The organism is Paraburkholderia aspalathi (assembly GCF_905220735.1).
In the GTDB taxonomy this organism is placed as follows: Bacteria; Pseudomonadota; Gammaproteobacteria; order Burkholderiales; family Burkholderiaceae; genus Paraburkholderia; species Paraburkholderia aspalathi.
In genome coordinates this window covers 499927-517361 of sequence record NZ_CAJNBA010000003.1, presented here as the reverse complement: position 1 = coordinate 517361, position 17435 = coordinate 499927, and the positions used below count along the sequence as shown (strand labels likewise).

General features: G+C 61.6%; 15 protein-coding genes. 1 reads left to right on the top strand and 14 read right to left on the bottom strand.

Annotated elements, in window-relative coordinates:
* Positions 1–85 precede the first annotated feature (85 nt).
* The 12 genes from rfaE1 to serC all read right to left on the bottom strand — a co-directional run bounded on the left by rfaE1 (position 86) and on the right by serC (position 13309).
* Positions 86–1093, bottom strand: a complete 1008-nt coding sequence (rfaE1, locus tag KHO30_RS21215) for a D-glycero-beta-D-manno-heptose-7-phosphate kinase (RefSeq protein ID WP_093639303.1) — start codon at positions 1091–1093, stop codon at positions 86–88.
* Positions 1047–2462, bottom strand: a complete 1416-nt coding sequence (locus KHO30_RS21210) for a UDP-glucose dehydrogenase family protein (RefSeq protein ID WP_211702176.1) — start codon at positions 2460–2462, stop codon at positions 1047–1049. The genes rfaE1 and KHO30_RS21210 overlap by 47 nt, the downstream gene beginning before the upstream one ends.
* A 126-nt stretch (positions 2463–2588) precedes the next feature.
* Positions 2589–3764: a lipopolysaccharide assembly protein LapB gene (gene lapB, locus KHO30_RS21205; RefSeq protein WP_093639235.1), complete on the bottom strand. Its 1176-nt coding sequence runs from the start codon at positions 3762–3764 to the stop codon at positions 2589–2591.
* A gap of 69 nt (positions 3765–3833) precedes the next feature.
* Complete coding sequence (locus KHO30_RS21200) at positions 3834–4127, bottom strand: LapA family protein (RefSeq protein WP_054037219.1); 294 nt, start codon at positions 4125–4127, stop codon at positions 3834–3836.
* Between the two features lie 371 nt (positions 4128–4498).
* Positions 4499–4825 carry an integration host factor subunit beta gene (locus tag KHO30_RS21195; RefSeq protein WP_028200079.1) on the bottom strand — a complete coding sequence of 109 codons (327 nt, stop codon included), beginning with the start codon at positions 4823–4825 and terminating at the stop codon, positions 4499–4501.
* 104 nt (positions 4826–4929) lie between these two features.
* A complete protein-coding gene (gene rpsA / locus KHO30_RS21190) occupies positions 4930–6663 on the bottom strand; it encodes a 30S ribosomal protein S1 (RefSeq protein WP_028200080.1) in 1734 nt (577 codons plus the stop codon).
* Positions 6664–6834: 171 nt separating this feature from the next.
* Complete coding sequence (gene cmk / locus KHO30_RS21185; RefSeq protein WP_093639232.1) at positions 6835–7521, bottom strand: (d)CMP kinase; 687 nt, start codon at positions 7519–7521, stop codon at positions 6835–6837.
* A 35-nt stretch (positions 7522–7556) separates the two neighbouring features.
* A complete protein-coding gene (aroA, locus tag KHO30_RS21180; protein ID WP_093639230.1) occupies positions 7557–8861 on the bottom strand; it encodes a 3-phosphoshikimate 1-carboxyvinyltransferase in 1305 nt (434 codons plus the stop codon).
* An 18-nt stretch (positions 8862–8879) separates the two neighbouring features.
* Complete coding sequence (locus KHO30_RS21175; RefSeq protein ID WP_093639227.1) at positions 8880–9821, bottom strand: prephenate dehydrogenase; 942 nt, start codon at positions 9819–9821, stop codon at positions 8880–8882.
* 50 nt (positions 9822–9871) lie between these two features.
* Positions 9872–10984, bottom strand: coding sequence for a histidinol-phosphate transaminase (hisC, locus tag KHO30_RS21170; RefSeq protein WP_211702174.1), 1113 nt, complete (start codon positions 10982–10984; stop codon positions 9872–9874).
* Positions 10985–11065: 81 nt separating this feature from the next.
* A complete protein-coding gene (pheA, locus tag KHO30_RS21165) occupies positions 11066–12148 on the bottom strand; it encodes a prephenate dehydratase (protein WP_093639221.1) in 1083 nt (360 codons plus the stop codon).
* Positions 12149–12226: 78 nt separating this feature from the next.
* Positions 12227–13309 carry a 3-phosphoserine/phosphohydroxythreonine transaminase gene (gene serC, locus KHO30_RS21160; RefSeq protein WP_093639299.1) on the bottom strand — a complete coding sequence of 361 codons (1083 nt, stop codon included), beginning with the start codon at positions 13307–13309 and terminating at the stop codon, positions 12227–12229.
* 79 nt (positions 13310–13388) lie between these two features.
* Between serC and KHO30_RS21155 the strand changes: the two genes are divergently transcribed.
* Positions 13389–13631 (top strand): hypothetical protein, encoded by a 243-nt coding sequence (locus KHO30_RS21155; protein ID WP_093639218.1) that lies wholly within the window; start codon positions 13389–13391, stop codon positions 13629–13631.
* A gap of 5 nt (positions 13632–13636) precedes the next feature.
* Here KHO30_RS21155 and KHO30_RS21150 read toward each other — a convergent pair whose 3' ends face one another.
* Together KHO30_RS21150 and gyrA are read right to left on the bottom strand one after the other, a co-directional pair.
* On the bottom strand, positions 13637–14239 hold the full coding sequence (locus KHO30_RS21150; protein WP_054037403.1) for a DUF2059 domain-containing protein: 603 nt from the start codon (positions 14237–14239) through the stop codon (positions 13637–13639).
* A gap of 123 nt (positions 14240–14362) precedes the next feature.
* Positions 14363–16999, bottom strand: coding sequence for a DNA gyrase subunit A (gene gyrA, locus KHO30_RS21145; RefSeq protein WP_211702172.1), 2637 nt, complete (start codon positions 16997–16999; stop codon positions 14363–14365).
* Between the last annotated feature and the right edge of the window lie 436 nt (positions 17000–17435).

The window sequence follows — 17435 nt, the reverse complement described above, 5'->3', positions numbered from 1 at the left end:
AGTAATGAGCTCAGTTGACGCCTCGCAGGTTCCTCATTTGCGCCGCCGAAACTGAAGCGCAAAGCAGGGAACCCGGCGGGCTGCATCAATGAAAAAGTTCGTCGTAGGTAACGGTGGCGGTACCGAGTTTGCCGACCACAATGCCGGCCGCGCGATTCGCGAGCCCGACCGCCTCGACGAGCGTAAGACCCGCGCCGAGCATGGCGGCGAGCGTGGCGATCACGGTGTCGCCCGCGCCCGATACATCATACACTTCGCGTGCGACAGCCGAAGTGTGCAGGATGCCGTCGTCGGCGAAGAGCGTCATGCCCTCTTCCGAACGCGTCAGCAGCAGCGCCTTGAACTCGAGATCGGCACGCAGTTTGGTCACGCGCGCGATCAGATCTTCTTCGGATTTCCACTGCCCGACCACCTCGCGCAACTCCGCGCGATTCGGCGTGATCAGCGTGGCGCCGCGATAGCGCTCCCAGTCATCGCCCTTCGGATCGACCAGCACCGGCTTACCTGCCGCATGCGCCTTGGCGATCATCTGCGTGACGTGCGTGAGACCGCCCTTCGCGTAATCGGACATCAGGATCACGTCGTGTGACGGCAGCAGGTCGTCGAAACGCGCGAGCCCCGCGAGGAGCACTTCGTGCGCTGGCGAGTTTTCGAAGTCGACACGCAGCAACTGCTGCTGACGCGACAGCACGCGCAGCTTGATCGTGGTGAGCAAATCCGGATCGCGTTCCAGATGCGGCGCCACCCCGCTTTCGGCGAGTAGTTGCACGATGCGCTCACCGGGCTCGTCGTGCCCGACCACGCACAGCAAACCCGCTTGCGCGCCGAGCGCCACCGCATTGCGCGCGACGTTCGCCGCGCCGCCGAGGCGGTCTTCCTGGCGCTGCACATGCACGACCGGCACCGGCGCTTCCGGCGAAATACGGTTCACGTCTCCGAACCAGTAGCGATCGAGCATCACGTCGCCAACCACCAGCACGCGCGCCGCACCGAGGCGTTCGCGCGGCACTACGGTCAGTGCGGACGTGGGTGTGGATTGAGCGGCTTCAGGCATTGCTGGAGACATCGGCCGGAAGTTCAGAGGGCTGGGCATAGGGTCGTCCGATCGAGTGATAGTCGATGCCGAGTTCGGTCATCGCGTCCGGCTCGTACAGATTCCGGCCGTCGAAAATCAGCGGTAACTTCAGCACCGACTTCAGGTGCACGAAATCCGGGCTCTTGAATTCCTTCCATTCGGTGACGACCACCAGCGCGTCGGCGCCGGTGAGCGTTTCGTCCTGGGTGCTCGTGAACGTGAGACGCGCGAGCTGGTCCGGTGCATCGTGCAGATCGATGGCGAACACGCGGCGCGCTTCGGCCACCGCGACCGGATCGTACGCGCGAACCTGCGCGCCACGCGCCAGCAATTCAGCGATCACGCGGCGGCTCGGCGCTTCGCGCATGTCGTCGGTATTCGGCTTGAACGCGAGGCCCCACACGGCGAATGTGCGGCCGCTCAGATCCTCACCGAGCTTGCCCGTGATCTTGTTCACCAGCACGTCTTTCTGCTTGTAGTTCACTTCCTCAACGGCTTCGAGGATGCGCAGATTGTGGCCGGTTTCGGCGGCGGTGCGGATCAGCGCCTGCACGTCTTTCGGGAAGCACGAACCGCCGTAGCCGGCGCCGGCATACAGGAAGTGGTAGCCAATGCGTGGGTCCGAGCCGATCCCGCGGCGTACCGCTTCGATATCCGCGCCAACCCGGTCCGCCAGATTCGACATCTCGTTCATGAACGAGATGCGCGTGGCGAGCATCGCATTGGCAGCGTATTTCGTGAACTCAGCTGAGCGCACATCCATGTACAGCGTGCGCTCGTGATTGCGGTTAAACGGTGCGTACAGACGCTTCATCAGCTCGCGAGCACGCAGGCCGGCTTCGTCTTCGTCGCTGCCGAGCACGATGCGATCGGGGCGCATGAAGTCGTCGACCGCCGCACCTTCCTTCAGAAACTCCGGGTTCGACACCACCGAGAAGCAATGCTGCTCGCTATTGGCAAGCCCGCGTTTGGCCAGTTCCTCTTCGACCACCGCGCGCACACGTTGCGCGGTGCCGACCGGCACCGTCGACTTGTCGACGATCACCTTGAAGCCGTTCATCGTACGGCCGATATTGCGCGCCGCTTCGAGCACGTATTGCAGATCGGCCGAGCCGTCTTCGTCGGGCGGCGTGCCGACAGCGATGAACTGCACCTCGCCGTGCGCCACGCTCGCTTCGATATCCGTCGAAAACGTGATGCGGCGCGCCGCACGCGTGCGGGCGATGATCTCCAGCAAACCCGGCTCGTGGATCGGCACGCCACCGTTGTTGAGGATTTCGATCTTGCGCGGATCGACGTCGAGACAGAAGACGTCATGGCCGATTTCGGCGAGGCACGCGCCGGTGACGAGGCCAACATAGCCCGTGCCGATAATGGTGATTTTCATACGCTTTCCGGTAGAGGGTTCCGGTGAGGGTTTCTCGTAGTGAACAAGGCCGTCATGATCCCGCCTGGCCTATTCCGCCCGACGGGCCGCCGTCGTTGCGGCGCGGCTATGCAATTCCATTCGCTGTCAGTTCGACGCCGTGATCGGTTCGACGCGACGCGGGGCATAGGTTTCCCAACCGCTGCAACCCGGGCACTGCCAGTAGAACAGCCGCGCCCTGAAACCACAATTCTGGCACGTATACCGTGGCAGATTTTTTGTGCGCTGGCGAATCAGCGTACGCATCAGTTCGAGCTCGCTCTTGCGCGGCTCTTCCGCGACGGCTTCCTGCGCTTCCAGGAGACGCGTCATGCCCGCCAAATTCGGCGACTTCTGCATCTGCGAGCGTGCCAGCGCGTGAGCGGCGTCGGGCCCGCGCACCGCCGCAATGTGCTGATAGGTCACGTCGAGCAGATCGTTCGACGGATAGCGGTCCACCCACGTGATGAGCAGATCGGCGCCATCCTGCGGACGGCCGAGCGCCTCATAGGCCTTCATCAGCTTTTCAGCGACGAGCGGCAGATAGGCAGGATTCTGTTCCTCGACGCGCCGCCATTGGATGATCGCGGCCTCTTGCGAGCCGGCCGTCGCGTCCACGTCGCCGAACAGGATCGTGGCGCGTACGTTGGTCGGGTTCGCCTTCAATGCAAAGCCAAGCTGACGGCGCGCCTCATCTGCGTTCTTCTGCTGGAGCGCTTCCTGCGCGAGCTCGCAATGAAACTGCGCGATGTCCTTGTCGAGCGACTCGGCGCCCATTGTTTCCAGATGGCGCGCGATATCGATCGACTTAACCCAGTCTTTCTCGATCTGATAGATGGTGAGCAGCGCACGCTGCGCACCCAACGCGTAATTGCCGGTTTCGAGCGAGCGGAAGGTTTCCTCTGCGCGATCGAGCAAACCGGCCTTCAGGAAGTCCTGACCCAGTTCGTATAGCGCGTGATCACGCTCCGTGACGGGCAGATCGGTGCGGCTCAGCAGGTTCTGGTGCACGCGAATCGCGCGGTCCGTCTCGCCGCGGCGGCGGAACAGATTCCCGAGCGCGAAGTGCAACTCGATCGTTTCCGGGTCGAGTTTGACGACTTCGATAAACGCGTCGATCGCCTGGTCAGGCTGCTCATTGAGCAGGAAATTCAGGCCGCGGAAGTACGAACGCGGCAGGTTGGCGCTTTCGGACAGCAGCGTCTTGAGGTCGTAGCGCGCGGCCATCCAGCCGAACGCAAAAGCGACGGGTATGACAAGCAGCCACCAGAAGTCTAGATCCATGCGATTAATGCAAATGTGCGGGAAAGCGGAAGCGGGAAGCCGCGCTTCAGAAGCGCGGCAGAAGACAACTTAGATCAGCGGCGGCATGGGCGGTTGTTCGACCACCACAGGAGCTTCGCGCGCCACACGCAACTCACGCTTGAGCCGGCCATTCTCCATGCGCAGGCGCACCATGCCCGGCATGGACGACACCAGCCCGGCCAGCAGCCCCACCACGAAGAACGCGAGGCCGATCAGAATCAAAGGCGCCGACCACGCGTAACCCGCGAGGAAATTCAGCGTAGCAGTTTGTGTATTGGAGAGTGCGAGCACCAGCAGGAGCACGAACACCAGTACACGGATCAGCCAGACGATAAATTTCATGAATAGGTCTCTTGACGGCAGTTGCGGGGTGACGCCGGCTTGATGACGCGTCGCGCCACGGTGTTGCCCGCGCCGAAGTGACCCGTATTGTAATGGATGCCCTCGCGGCTGGGCAGGAACTGGCTGATAGAGGACTTACGCGAGGTTTACCTTACCGCAAGCGGATGCATGGGCAGGTGTGTTCGATTGGGGAATGTGCCGGGCTTAAGGGACGACAAAGCGGACGAAAAAGCGAACAAAAAACGGGCAAAAGGCGGAGAAAAGATGCGGACGAAAAAAAAGCGCCCGAAGGCGCTTTTTCTGGTCTTTTGCCGTCTGGCTTTGGCCGCTGACGCTACCAATGCCATGCTGCGAACCGCACAGCGAAGCATTTACAGGTCGTCGTCATCCGGCTCGTCGGCCTTCAACGGCTCGCCCGAACGTCGATCTACCCGCTCGCGCAATTCCTTGCCCGGCTTGAAATGCGGTACGTACTTCTCAGGTACCAGCACCTTCTCGCCCGACTTCGGATTACGCCCGACACGGGAGGGACGACGATTAAGGCCGAAGCTGCCGAAGCCACGAATTTCAATGCGATGACCGTTGGCAAGCGCCTCCGACATCGCATCAAGCATCGTCTTCACCGCGAAATCCGCATCTTTAAGTACAAGCTGCGGAAATCGCGTAGCCAGCTGGGCGACCAATTCCGATTTGGTCATACTGCAGCAGACCTCGCAAGAAAACGCCGGGCCGCCCCCATGTTCTTATGCTCCCCCTCGCGGGGGACCTGGCGCGAGGCGCCAGGTTTGGGGGCGTTCCTCAATTACTGGTTCTGACCGTCGAGCTTGGCCTTCAGCAGCGCGCCAAGGTTCGTCGTGCCGGTAGCAGCCGAGCTCGAATCCGACGAAGCCAGGCCGCGGATCGCTTCCTGTTGCTCAGCCGAATCCTTGGCCTTGACCGACAGGTTGATACCACGCGACTTGCGATCGATGTTGATGATCATCGCGTTGACCTTGTCGCCTTCCTTCAGCACGTTGCGAGCATCTTCCACGCGGTCTTGTGCGATTTCCGAAGCACGCAGGTAGCCTTCGACTTCCGCCGACAGCTGAACCACTGCACCCTTCGCATCTACCGTCTTGACCACGCCGTCGACGATCGAACCCTTGTCGTTCATTGCAACGAAGTTGCTGAACGGGTCGCCTTCGAGCTGCTTGATGCCCAGCGAAATGCGTTCCTTCTCGACGTCGATGCCGAGAACGATCGCTTCCACTTCGTCGCCCTTCTTGTACTTGCGAACTGCTTCTTCGCCCGTTTCCGACCACGACAGGTCCGACAGGTGAACCAGACCGTCGATGCCGCCCGGCAGACCGATGAAGACGCCGAAGTCGGTGATCGACTTGATTGCGCCTTGCAGCTTGTCGCCCTTCTTGAAGTTGCGGCTGAAGTCGTCCCACGGGTTCGGCTTGCATTGCTTCATGCCGAGGCTGATACGGCGGCGGTCTTCGTCGATTTCGAGAACCATGACTTCGACTTCGTCGCCCAGCTGAACAACCTTCGACGGTGCAACGTTCTTGTTCGTCCAGTCCATTTCCGACACGTGAACCAGGCCTTCGATGCCCGATTCGACTTCGACGAATGCGCCGTAGTCGGTGATGTTGGTGACCTTACCGAACAGGCGCGTGCCCGACGGGTAACGGCGGGAAATGCCTTCCCACGGATCGTCGCCCAGTTGCTTGATACCCAGCGAAACGCGGTTCTTTTCTTGATCGAACTTAAGGATCTTCGCGGTGACTTCCTGGCCAACCGACAGAACTTCGCTCGGGTGACGCACACGACGCCATGCGATGTCGGTGATGTGCAGCAGGCCGTCGATACCACCGAGGTCCACGAACGCGCCGTAATCGGTGATGTTCTTCACCACGCCTTCCACGATCGCGCCTTCCTTCAGCGTTTCGAGCAGCTTTGCGCGCTCTTCGCCTTGGGTCGCTTCGATCACAGCACGGCGCGACAGCACGACGTTGTTACGCTTGCGGTCGAGCTTGATGACGCGGAATTCCAGCGTCTTGCCTTCGTACGGGGTCGTGTCCTTGACCGGACGCGTGTCAACCAGCGAACCCGGCAGGAACGCGCGGATGCCGTTGACCATGACGGTCATGCCGCCCTTGACCTTGCCCGTGATCGTGCCGGTCACGAGTTCGTTGTTGTCGAGAGCCTTTTCCAGCGACAGCCACGAAGCCAGGCGCTTCGCCTTGTCGCGCGACAGGATCGTGTCGCCATAGCCGTTTTCCAGCGCGTCGATCGCGACGGAAACGAAGTCGCCCGCCTGCACTTCTACCTCGCCCGCGTCGTTCAAGAACTCTTCGAGCGGGATGTAGGCTTCGGACTTGAGACCAGCGTTGACGACCACGAAGTTGTGGTCAACACGCACGACTTCGGCGGAGATCACCTCGCCAGCGCGCATGTCTTGCTTGGTCAGCGACTCTTCGAACAGAGCCGCAAAAGATTCGGTATTCGGGTTGGAAGTTTGCAGGTCGGACATAAAAATCAAAATTTGCATGGTGCTCGCGGTGCCCGGCTGGCCGGACGGTCAGCAACAACGGCCAAGAATGCGAATGCCACGCGGGGTTAAGGGGTTAATACACGCTCCACGACACTCGCGGAGCACCTACTGACAACGTTACTTCTCACTACTTTCTACTGCGCCCGCTGTTCAGATGCCACTCGGACATCAGGCATGCGGGACCAATGCTTCATACCACTGCACCACCTGTTCGACCGCCTGGTCGACCGACAATGCGGAGGTATCAAGCAGCTTTGCATCCGCTGCGGGCTTGAGCGGCGCGGCCGTGCGCTGACTGTCACGCTCGTCGCGCTCACGCAAATCCCGGAGCAAGTCATCTATATTAGCAGAAAATCCTTTTTGGATCAATTGCTTATGCCGGCGGGCCGCACGGGCCTCGACGCTGGCGGTCATGAAGACCTTCAGCACGGCGTCCTGGAAGATCACCGTGCCCATGTCGCGGCCGTCGGCGACCAACCCCGGTTCCTTACGGAAAGCCCGCTGACGGGCCACCAGCGCGGTTCGCACGGGCGCGTGCACGGCAATCGCCGAGGCCCGGCTGCCGACTTCTTCGGCGCGAATGTCGGCGGATACGTCGGCGCCGTCGAGCTGCGCCAGTCCCTCGCGAAACGTGATGTGCAGGTCGTCGATCAGCTTTACAAGCGCCTCGACGTCATCCGCCACAATGTTGTAGCGCATGCTGGCCAGCGCGGCGAGCCGGTACAGCGCGCCGCTATCCAGCAAATGGAAGCCGAGATTCGCGGCAACCAGCGCGGCCACGGTGCCTTTGCCCGAGGCGCTGGGGCCGTCGATCGTAATGACGGGCGTTTGGTGAAAGGGACGGATCGGTTTCATCGAAAAAGTCGCACGTCAGTCGATTCAGGAGCGAATCAGGGTTGAGCGAGCGCGGTGAAGCGCTCGAAATAGTCAGGGAACGTCTTGCCGACGCACTTCGGGTCGTTGATCCGGACCGGCACGCCGCCCAGGCTCACGAGCGAGAAGCACATCGCCATGCGGTGATCGTCGTAGGTGTCGATCGAAGCGTTCGGAATCAGCTTTTCCGGCGGCGTGACGACGAGGAAATCCTCGCCCTCCTGCACCTTCGCGCCGACCTTGCGCAGCTCGGTGGCCATCGCGGCGATCCGGTCGGTTTCCTTCACGCGCCAGCTCGCGATGTTGCGCAGCGTGGTCGTGCCGTCCGCGAACAGCGCGGCGACGGCGATCGTCATCGCGGCGTCCGGAATCAGGTTGAAGTCCATGTCGATCGGATCGAGCTTGCCGTTGTCGTTGCCGACACCGCGCACTTCGATCCAGTCGTCGCCCATCTGCAAGTTCGCGCCCATCTTGATGAGCGCATCGGCGAAACCGACGTCGCCCTGGATGCTGGAACGGCCCACGCCTTCCACCCGCAGCGGGCCGCCACCAAGCGCGCCGGCCGCGAGGAAATATGACGCCGACGACGCATCGCCTTCCACCATGATCGTGCCCGGCGACTGATAGCGCTGCCCCGCCGGCACGATGAACCGGTGCCATTCATGGCGCTCGACCTTGATGCCGAAGCGCTCCATCAGCTTGATCGTGATCTCGATATACGGCTTCGAGATCAGCTCACCGTCCACCTGCACGGTCGTCACGCCGCTTTCCGTGCGCAACAGCGGCAACGTCATCAAGAGCGAAGTCAGGAACTGGCTCGACACGTCGCCGCGCACGCGGATCGGTGCGTCAGCCGTGATTTGCGCCGGACGGATCCGCAGCGGCGGATAGCCTTCGTTCTCTTCGTAGTCGATCTTCGCGCCGATCTGCCGCAAACCGTCGACCAGGTCGCCGATCGGCCGCTCGTGCATACGCGGCACGCCGTGGATACGATAGTCGCCGCCATTCACGGCGAGTGCCGCAGTCAGCGGGCGCACCGCCGTGCCGGCATTGCCAAGAAACAGATCGGCCGTGCGCGCCGTGAACGCGCCACGTGTACCGGTCACGACGCAGGTGTCGCCTTCGCGCTTCAGACGCACGCCGAGCTTTTCGAGCGCGTCGAGCATCACGCGGGTGTCGTCGGAGTCGAGCAGGTTCGTGATCGTCGTTTCGCCTTCGGCGAGCGCCGCGAGCAGCAGCACGCGATTCGAAATGCTTTTCGAGCCGGGCAAACGAACCGTGCCGGACGCACGAGAAAATGGTCCGAGATCGAGGAATTCCATGATTGAGTCCAGTTCCGGTTATTTCGAGGCGTCGCCGAGGGCGGCCCCTGCACTGCGCTGTTCCTGCCATTCGCTGCGCGCGACGCGCGAGCGCGCGAACACCGCTTCGAGCGCTGCGCCGTCGCCGGATTCGATCGCCGCGCGCAAGCGCGCGAGCACCGCCGTGTAGGCATCCAGTTCGTCGAGCAGCGCGGCGCGATTCGCCACGCACACATCGCGCCACATTTCCGGGCTCGACGCGGCGATACGCGTGAAGTCACGGAAGCCACCGGCGGCGAATGAAAATTTCAGCGCGGCGTCGGGCGAATTGAGAATCTGCTCGACCAGCGCGAACGACAAAACGTGCGGCAAATGGCTGACCGATGCGAGCACGCGATCATGCTGCTCGGGCGTCATCTCCCGCACACAGGCGCCGGTTGCACGCCACATCGCGGCAACGCGTTCGACCGCTTCCGGCGCGTTCTCCGGCAGCGGACACAACACGACATTGCGATTCACATACAAATCGGGCAACGCCGCATCCGGGCCGCTCGCCTCACGGCCGGCAATCGGATGCCCCGGCACGAACTGGCCGATGCGTGCGCCGAGTGCCGCGCGCGCGGAAGCCACCACGTCCGACTTGGTGCTGCCGGCATCGGTGACGATCGTGCCTGCGTCGAGAAACGGCGCAATGCGTTCGAGCAACGGCTGAGTCTGCGCGACAGGTGCGGCAAGCAGCACGAAATCGGCGCCGGACAACGCCGCCCGCAACGCCGCGTCGTCACCCAACGCCGCGGTTTCATCGACCACACCCAACTCGAGCGCGCGCGCCGTCGACGCGGACGAACGCCCGACACCCACCACGGTTCGCGCGCCTGCCGCCTCACCCCGCTCACGCAGCGCGCGCGCGAGCGATCCGCCGATCAGGCCGACACCGAAAATCACCAGCTTATTAAAAGAAAACGCGGCCACGTCGGTCACTGAAAAAGCGCGCCTTCAGAAAGTGAGGCGCGCGGGTCAAGGTCAATCGCTTACGCGGTGGCGAGGGTCTTTTCGAGCGCCGCGAGGAACGCTTCGTTTTCTTCCGGCAGGCCGATCGTGATGCGCAGCCACTGCGGCAAACCGTAGTTGCCGACCGGACGAACGATCACGCCCTGCTTGAGCAACGCGAGGTTGACGCGGTTGCCCGCTGCGTCGTCATTGCCGACGCGCACCAGCACGAAGTTGCCGTCCGACGGCACATACTCGAGGCCGAGTTTGTCGAACGCTTCGGTCAAAAGGCGATAGCCCTGCGCATTCAGGGCCGCGCTCTTTTCCAGAAACGCCTTGTCGTTCAGCGCTGCGATCGCCGCGGCTTGCGCCAGCGTGTTCACGTTGAACGGCTGACGCAGACGGTTCAGCAGATCGGTCAACTCCGGCTGCGCGATGGCGAAGCCGACACGCAGGCCGGCCAGGCCAAACGCCTTCGAGAACGTGCGCGAGACCAGCAGATTCGGATAGCGGCGCACCCACGCGATCGAGTCGTAGCGCTTTTCTTCCGGCAGATATTCCGTGTACGCCTCGTCGAGCACGACGACCACGTTGCGCGGCACCTTGTCGAGAAACGCTTCGAGCTTGGCGCCTTCGATGAACGTGCCAGTCGGGTTGTTCGGGTTCGCGACGAAAATCAGGCGGGTGTCGTCGGTAATCGCGGCGAGCATCGCGTCGAGGTCGTGGCCATACTTGACGGCCGGTACGACGATCGCATTTGCGCCCACGCCTTGCGTGGCGAGCGCGTAGACCGCGAACGAGTACTGCGCGTAGACGATCGACTGACCCTTCTCGACGAACGCATGCGCGGCAATTTCGAGAATGTCGTTGCTGCCGTTGCCGAGCGTGACCCACTCGACCGGCACCCCGTAGCGCTCGCTCAGCGCTGCCTTCAGTTCGAATGCATTCGCGTCCGGATAGCGGCCGAGTTCGCTGGCCGCTTGCGCCATGGCGCGTTGCGCCGATTCCGGCATGCCTAGCGGATTTTCGTTCGACGCGAGCTTCACGATGGTCGCTTCGTCGAGGCCAAACTCGCGGGCCACTTCCGAAATCGGCTTGCCGGCGATGTAAGGCGCGATCGCGCGCACATAGGAAGGACCGAAGGACGTTGTCATGAAAATCTCCGAACGACTAATTAGTAGTAAGTGGACCTGCGACAGGCGCGCCCAGACCGCGTGCGCGCGCCTGGGCCGACATCAACGGGCGCGCGGATACGAGCCGAGTATCTTCAGGAACGCGGCCTTCTGACCGAGTTCGGTGAGTGCGGCGGCAACCGCCGGCTCGTCGCGATGGCCTTCGACGTCGATATAGAAGTAGTACTCCCACGTGCCGACGCGCGCCGGACGCGACTCGAAACGGGTCATGGACACGCTGTGGCGCGCCAAGGGCTCCAGCAACTTGAACACGGCGCCCGGCTCGTTCGCCACGGAGACGATCAACGACGTCTGATCGTGCCCGCTGACGCCGGTGCGCTCCTTGCCGATCATCACGAAACGCGTGCGGTTGTGCGGATCGTCCTGGATCAAGGCGTACGCGACTTGCAGACCGTAGTGGGTCGCCGCGCGGTCGCCTGCGATGGCTGCAACCGTCGGATCTTCCGCCGCCATGCGCGCGGCTTCGGCATTGCTCGACACCGCCTGGCGCTCGAGATGCGGCGCGTTGGTCGCAAGCCAGCGCTGGCACTGGGCAAGCGCCTGCGCGTGCGCGCACACTCGCGTCACGCCAGTGAGGCCGCCGTTCAGCGTCAGGAGATTGTGGTGAATCGGCAAGGCAAGTTCGCCGCCGATCGTGAGCTGGGTTTGCAACAGCAGATCCAGCGTGCGCGACACCGCGCCTTCGGTCGAATTCTCGACCGGCACGACGCCGAATTCGGCGGCGCCTGCTTCGACCGAGCGAAATACTTCGTCGATCGACGGGCACGGCAGACCTTCGATCGACTGACCGAAGTACTCGTGCATCGCCTGTTCGCTGTACGTGCCAACCGGGCCAAGATACGCGGCCTTGATACTCTTTTCGAGCGCCCGGCTCGCGGCCATGATTTCGCGCCAGATCGCGCTGATATGCTCGCTGGCCAGCGGGCCCGCGCTCATATCCTGCAAGCGCGCGATCACCTGCTGCTCGCGCTCGGGGCGGAACACCGGTGCGTTGAAATGCTTCTTCACCTCGCCCACTTCGAGCGCCACCGCGGCACGCTGATTGAGAAGCGCGATCAACTGCGCGTCGAGCGCGTCGATGCGTTCGCGAAGGGGTTTGAGTCGGGTATTGAGTTCGTCGTCCATGCGTGAAAACGGCCCTGCCGGTAGCTGCTGCACAAATGCGTGCTGGAAAGGATGCGCGTGCCTGAATATCGAAGACGATCAGGCGCTGCGCTGTTCGAATTCCTTCATGTATTCGACAAGCGCTTTGACGCCTTCGAGCGGGACGGCGTTATAAATCGACGCCCGCATGCCGCCGACGGACTTGTGGCCCTTTAGCTGCACCATTCCCCGCGCTTTCGCGCCGGCCAGGAAATCTTCGTTGCGCGACTCGTCGGCGAGGAAAAACGGTACGTTCATCCGCGAGCGCGAGCCACGCTCGACCTTGTTCAGATAGAAGCTGCTCGAATCGATCGTGTCGTACAACAGCTTCGATTTCTCGAGGTTACGCGCTTCCATCGCGGTAAGGCCGCCCTGCTTCTTCAACCACTTGAACACCAGCCCCGCGATGTAGATCGCATACGTGGGCGGCGTGTTGTACATCGAGTTGTTCTCGGCGACGGTTTTCCATTCGAACGCCGACGGGCAGATCGCCTGCGCGCGGTCTAGCATATCTTCGCGGACGATCACGACGGTCACACCCGCCATGCCGATGTTCTTCTGCGCACCGCCAAACAGCACGCCGTATTTGGCAATGTCCATCGGGCGCGACAGGATGTGCGACGAGGCGTCCGCCACCAGCGGAATATCGCCGAGGTCGGGAATCTCGAACGTCTCGACGCCGTGAATCGTTTCGTTGGTGCACAGATGTACGTATGCCGGATCGTCCGACAACTGCCATTCCGAGCGCGCCGGTGCGCGCGTGAAGCCCTCGGCCGTTTGACCGCTCGCCGCCAGATGCACGGTGCCGTACTTTTGTGCTTCTTTCAGCGACTTTTGCGACCAGGAACCCGTCACGACGAAATCCGCGCGCGGTTTCGCGCCCATCAGATTCATCGGCACGATTGCGTTTTCGCCCAGACCGCCGCCTTGCAGGAACAGGATGCGGTGGCTGGCTGGCACCGCGAGCAAGTCGCGCAGATCGACGAGCGCCTCCTCGTGGATCGACATGAATTCTTTGCCGCGATGGCTCATTTCCATCACGCTCATGCCACTGCCGTGCCAATCGAGCATCTCGTCGGCTGCCTGACGCAGCACTTCTTCGGGCATGGCCGCGGGGCCGGCGGAGAAATTAAAGACGCGCATCGTGAGATCCTGGAAGCTGGCGCGAAAAACGAACAGATCGCGCAAAAATCGGCGAAGTTGGCAGCCGCGAAGGCAGCCATTGCAAAGCTTGCAACGCGAACTCGACAACGCGAGTTTGACGACGCGCGTTTGGCAATATTTCCGCACCCAAAAAGAAAATGGCCGTCTGCGCGTGTGCGCAAACGGCCATTATCGCATTGTCACCGCCAACCCGCCAAACCCGACACGCCATATGGCTTGCGGAGCGGCGGCTAGCGCGATGTCAGCGCAGCCTTTCGACCCTTTGGTTCAACTCGCCGGCTTTTTTAGCCAACTCATTTAACCAACTTACTTAGCCGGCTTGACCGAAGCGACTTCCTTGTCAGCCTGGTCGCGCGTTGCCTTGATCGATTGCGGCATGTACTTTTGCATCAAGCCATTCACGACGTCGCGGCCAACCTGGTCTTGCACCTGGATGAACTTGCGGCCAGTCGGGCTCTTGTAGAACGCGGTCAGATCCTTGATTTCCGACGTGCTGTAGTACTTCGCGTAAGCGTCGTACTGAGCTTGCATGGCGTCCTGGCGGAAGCTGTCCGTTGCGAACACTTGACCTGCGCCGTCAACCAGCTTCGGCACTGCGTTCTTTTGCAGCGTCGGGACGGAAGCCTGCTTCTGCTTGTCCGTCATCGTCTTGTTTTCGCTCAGGGCGTCCGACAGGATAGCCGGAACCAGCTGCTTGGCTTGCATCTGGGCGCTGTTGCCGATCGCGCCGACGAGCTTCTGTGCGTCGATTGCGTCCAGCAAGTCCTTGATTGCAGCCTGCTTGGCCGGATCAACCGGTGCAGCGGCAGCAGCCGGAGCCGCCGGGGCCGGGCTCTGAAGCGCTTGAGCCATAGCGAAGGTCGGCACGAGAGCAGCCAGCAACATCAGTTGTTTGAATCGTTTTTGCATCATTACTCCCTAAGAGAAATTAACTTGAACTGCAAGCTGCGCGGGATGCGTATCGGCCCGACACGCCATTGTTCCCTGCGCAGCTTTCAACCAATAACTGAGACTGAAAGCTGCCGACGCGAATCAGGCCGCACCACCGTCTTCACCGCCGTTGTCGCCTTCGGCAGGACCTTCGGTGTCGCCTTCCACATCGATATCTGCTTCCGCCTCAGCAACCTGTTGCAGACCTGAAAGCTTGGTCCCTTCGTCAAGGCTGATGAGTGTAACACCTTGGGTTGCGCGCCCCATTTCGCGGATTTCCGATACGCGCGTACGAATCAGCACGCCCGTATTGGTGATCAGCATGATCTGCGCTTCCTGATCCACCAGCGTCGCGGCGACGACCTTGCCGTTACGCTCCGACGTCTGGATCGCGATCATTCCCTTCGTGCCGCGCCCGTGACGCGTGTACTCGATGATCGGCGTGCGCTTGCCGTAGCCGTTTTCGGTTGCGGTCAACACCGACTGCTGCTCGTCGCCGGCCACCAGCAACGCAATCACGCTCTGGCCGTCTTCGAGTTGCATGCCGCGTACGCCACGCGCCTCGCGGCCCATCGGGCGCACGTCGTTTTCGTCGAAGCGAACTGCCTTGCCGGAATCCGAGAACAACATCACGTCATGCTGACCGTCTGTGATCGCGGCGCCGATCAGGTAGTCGCCGTCATCCAGACCGACCGCAATAATACCCTTGCGCAACACGCGGCCAAAGGCGTCTAGCGGCGTCTTTTTTACGGTTCCTAACGCGGTGCCCATAAAGACGAATTTGTCAGCCGAAAATTCCTTGACCGGCAAGACAACTGTAATCTTCTCGCCGTCCTGCAGCGGGAAGATATTGACGATCGGACGGCCGCGCGAGTTCCGCGAACCTTGCGGCACTTCGTAGACCTTCACACTGTAGACGCGACCACGATTCGAGAAGCACAGAATGTGATCGTGCGTGTTCGCGATGAACAGCGTGTCGATCCAGTCGTCTTCCTTCATCGCCGTGGCCTGTTTGCCGCGGCCGCCCCGCTTCTGCGCACTGTATTCGGACAGCGGCTGCGATTTCACATAGCCCGCGTGCGACATGGTCACGACCATCTCTTGCGGCGTGATCAGGTCTTCGGTGTTCAGTTCGGTTGCGTTCAGCTCGATCTTCGAGCGGCGCGCGTCGCCGAATTCGGCTTTGATCGACGTCAGTTCCTCGACGATGATTGCCGTAATGCGTTCCGGGCGAGCCAGAATGTCCAGCAGGTCGGCGATTTGCGCCATCACTTCGCGGTACTCGCCGATGATCTTGTCCTGCTCCAGACCCGTCAGGCGTTGCAGACGCATCTGCAAGATTTCCTGAGCCTGGGTGTCGGACAAGCGGTAGAGGCCGTCGGACTGCATACCGAACGACGGATTCAAACCGTCAGGGCGATAAGCCTCGCGACCACCGGCCGACGCGTTTTCCGTCTCGGCGCGCGACAACATTTCGCGCACCAGCGACGAATCCCACGGACGCGCCATCAATTCCTGCTTGGCGATCGGCGGTGTCGGTGCGGCCTTGATGATCGCGATGAATTCGTCGATGTTGGCGAGCGCGACTGCCAGACCTTCGAGCACGTGACCGCGTTCGCGGGCCTTGCGCAGTTCGTATACAGTGCGCCGCGTCAGCACTTCCCGGCGATGCGACAGGAAGCACGCCAGCATTTCCTTCAGGTTCAGCAGCTTCGGCTGGCCGTCGACCAGCGCGACCATGTTCATGCCGAAGGTGTCCTGAAGCTGGGTCGCCTTGTACAGATTGTTGAGAACCACTTCCGGCACTTCGCCGCGCTTCAGTTCGATCACGACGCGCATGCCGCTCTTGTCGGATTCGTCGCGGATGTCGGAGATGCCTTCGAGCTTCTTCTCGTTGACCAGTTCGGCGATGCGCTCCAGAAGTGAGCGCTTGTTCACCTGGTACGGCAACTCGTCGACGATGATCGACATGCGTTGACCGCGGTCGATTTCCTCGAAGTGAGTGAGCGCGCGCATGACCACACGGCCGCGGCCGGTGCGGTAACCATCGCGCACGCCGGCCACGCCGTAGATGATGCCGGCGGTCGGGAAGTCAGGCGCCGGAATGATCTCGATCAGTTCGTCGATCGTGGCTTCCGGGTTTTTCAGCAGATGCTGACATGCGTCGACAACCTCGTTGAGGTTGTGCGGCGGGATGTTGGTCGCCATGCCGACCGCAATACCGGACGAGCCATTGATCAGCAGATTGGGAATACGCGCCGGCAGGATGGCCGGTTCGTTTTCGCTGCCGTCGTAGTTCGGCGTGAAGTCGACGGTTTCCTTGTCGATATCGGCCAGCAGCTCGTGGCCGATCTTTGCCATGCGGATTTCGGTGTACCGCATTGCCGCGGCGTTGTCGCCGTCGACCGAACCGAAGTTGCCCTGACCGTCCACCAGCATGTAGCGCAGCGAGAAGTTCTGCGCCATCCGGACGATGGTGTCGTAAACAGCCGTGTCGCCGTGCGGGTGATATTTACCGATGACGTCGCCGACGATACGCGCCGACTTCTTGTACGCCCGGTTCCAGTCGTTGTTCAGTTCGTGCATCGCGTACAGCACGCGCCGGTGCACCGGCTTCAGGCCATCGCGAACATCGGGAAGCGCACGCCCCACGATCACGCTCATCGCGTAATCGAGATACGAACGGCGCATTTCCTCCTCTAGGGAGATTGGCAGAGTCTCTTTGGCGAATTGATCCATTATCCGTATCTTTTACGTGCCAAGGCGACGGCGTGAAGCTGACCTCACCTCGCCGCGCCTTCGCGTAAGCATTGCAGGCGCAACGCATCACGCGATTCTAACATGCCGCGCATCCGCCCCCGGCTGGGGTACGTATACCTATTAGCAGACGAGGGGGAACGGCGCCTGAACGCCCCAAGATGAAGTCGGGGCAGGCTCGATTTGTGCGTGGGGCAATTCGCCGCTCAGCCATGACTGGCGGTGCCTACAGCGGATTGCTTCTGTTGCGCATGCACCACAATTGGAGGGTGATTTGATCGGGGGCAGATTTTTTTATCGTTGGAAGGGAACGATATGGCAAAATGCCAACGCACAAAGAGTTAGACACTGCTCGAAGTCTACACAGCACGTTTTTTGTTCTACACCGATGTTATACTTCGAGCAATGTATGACTTGT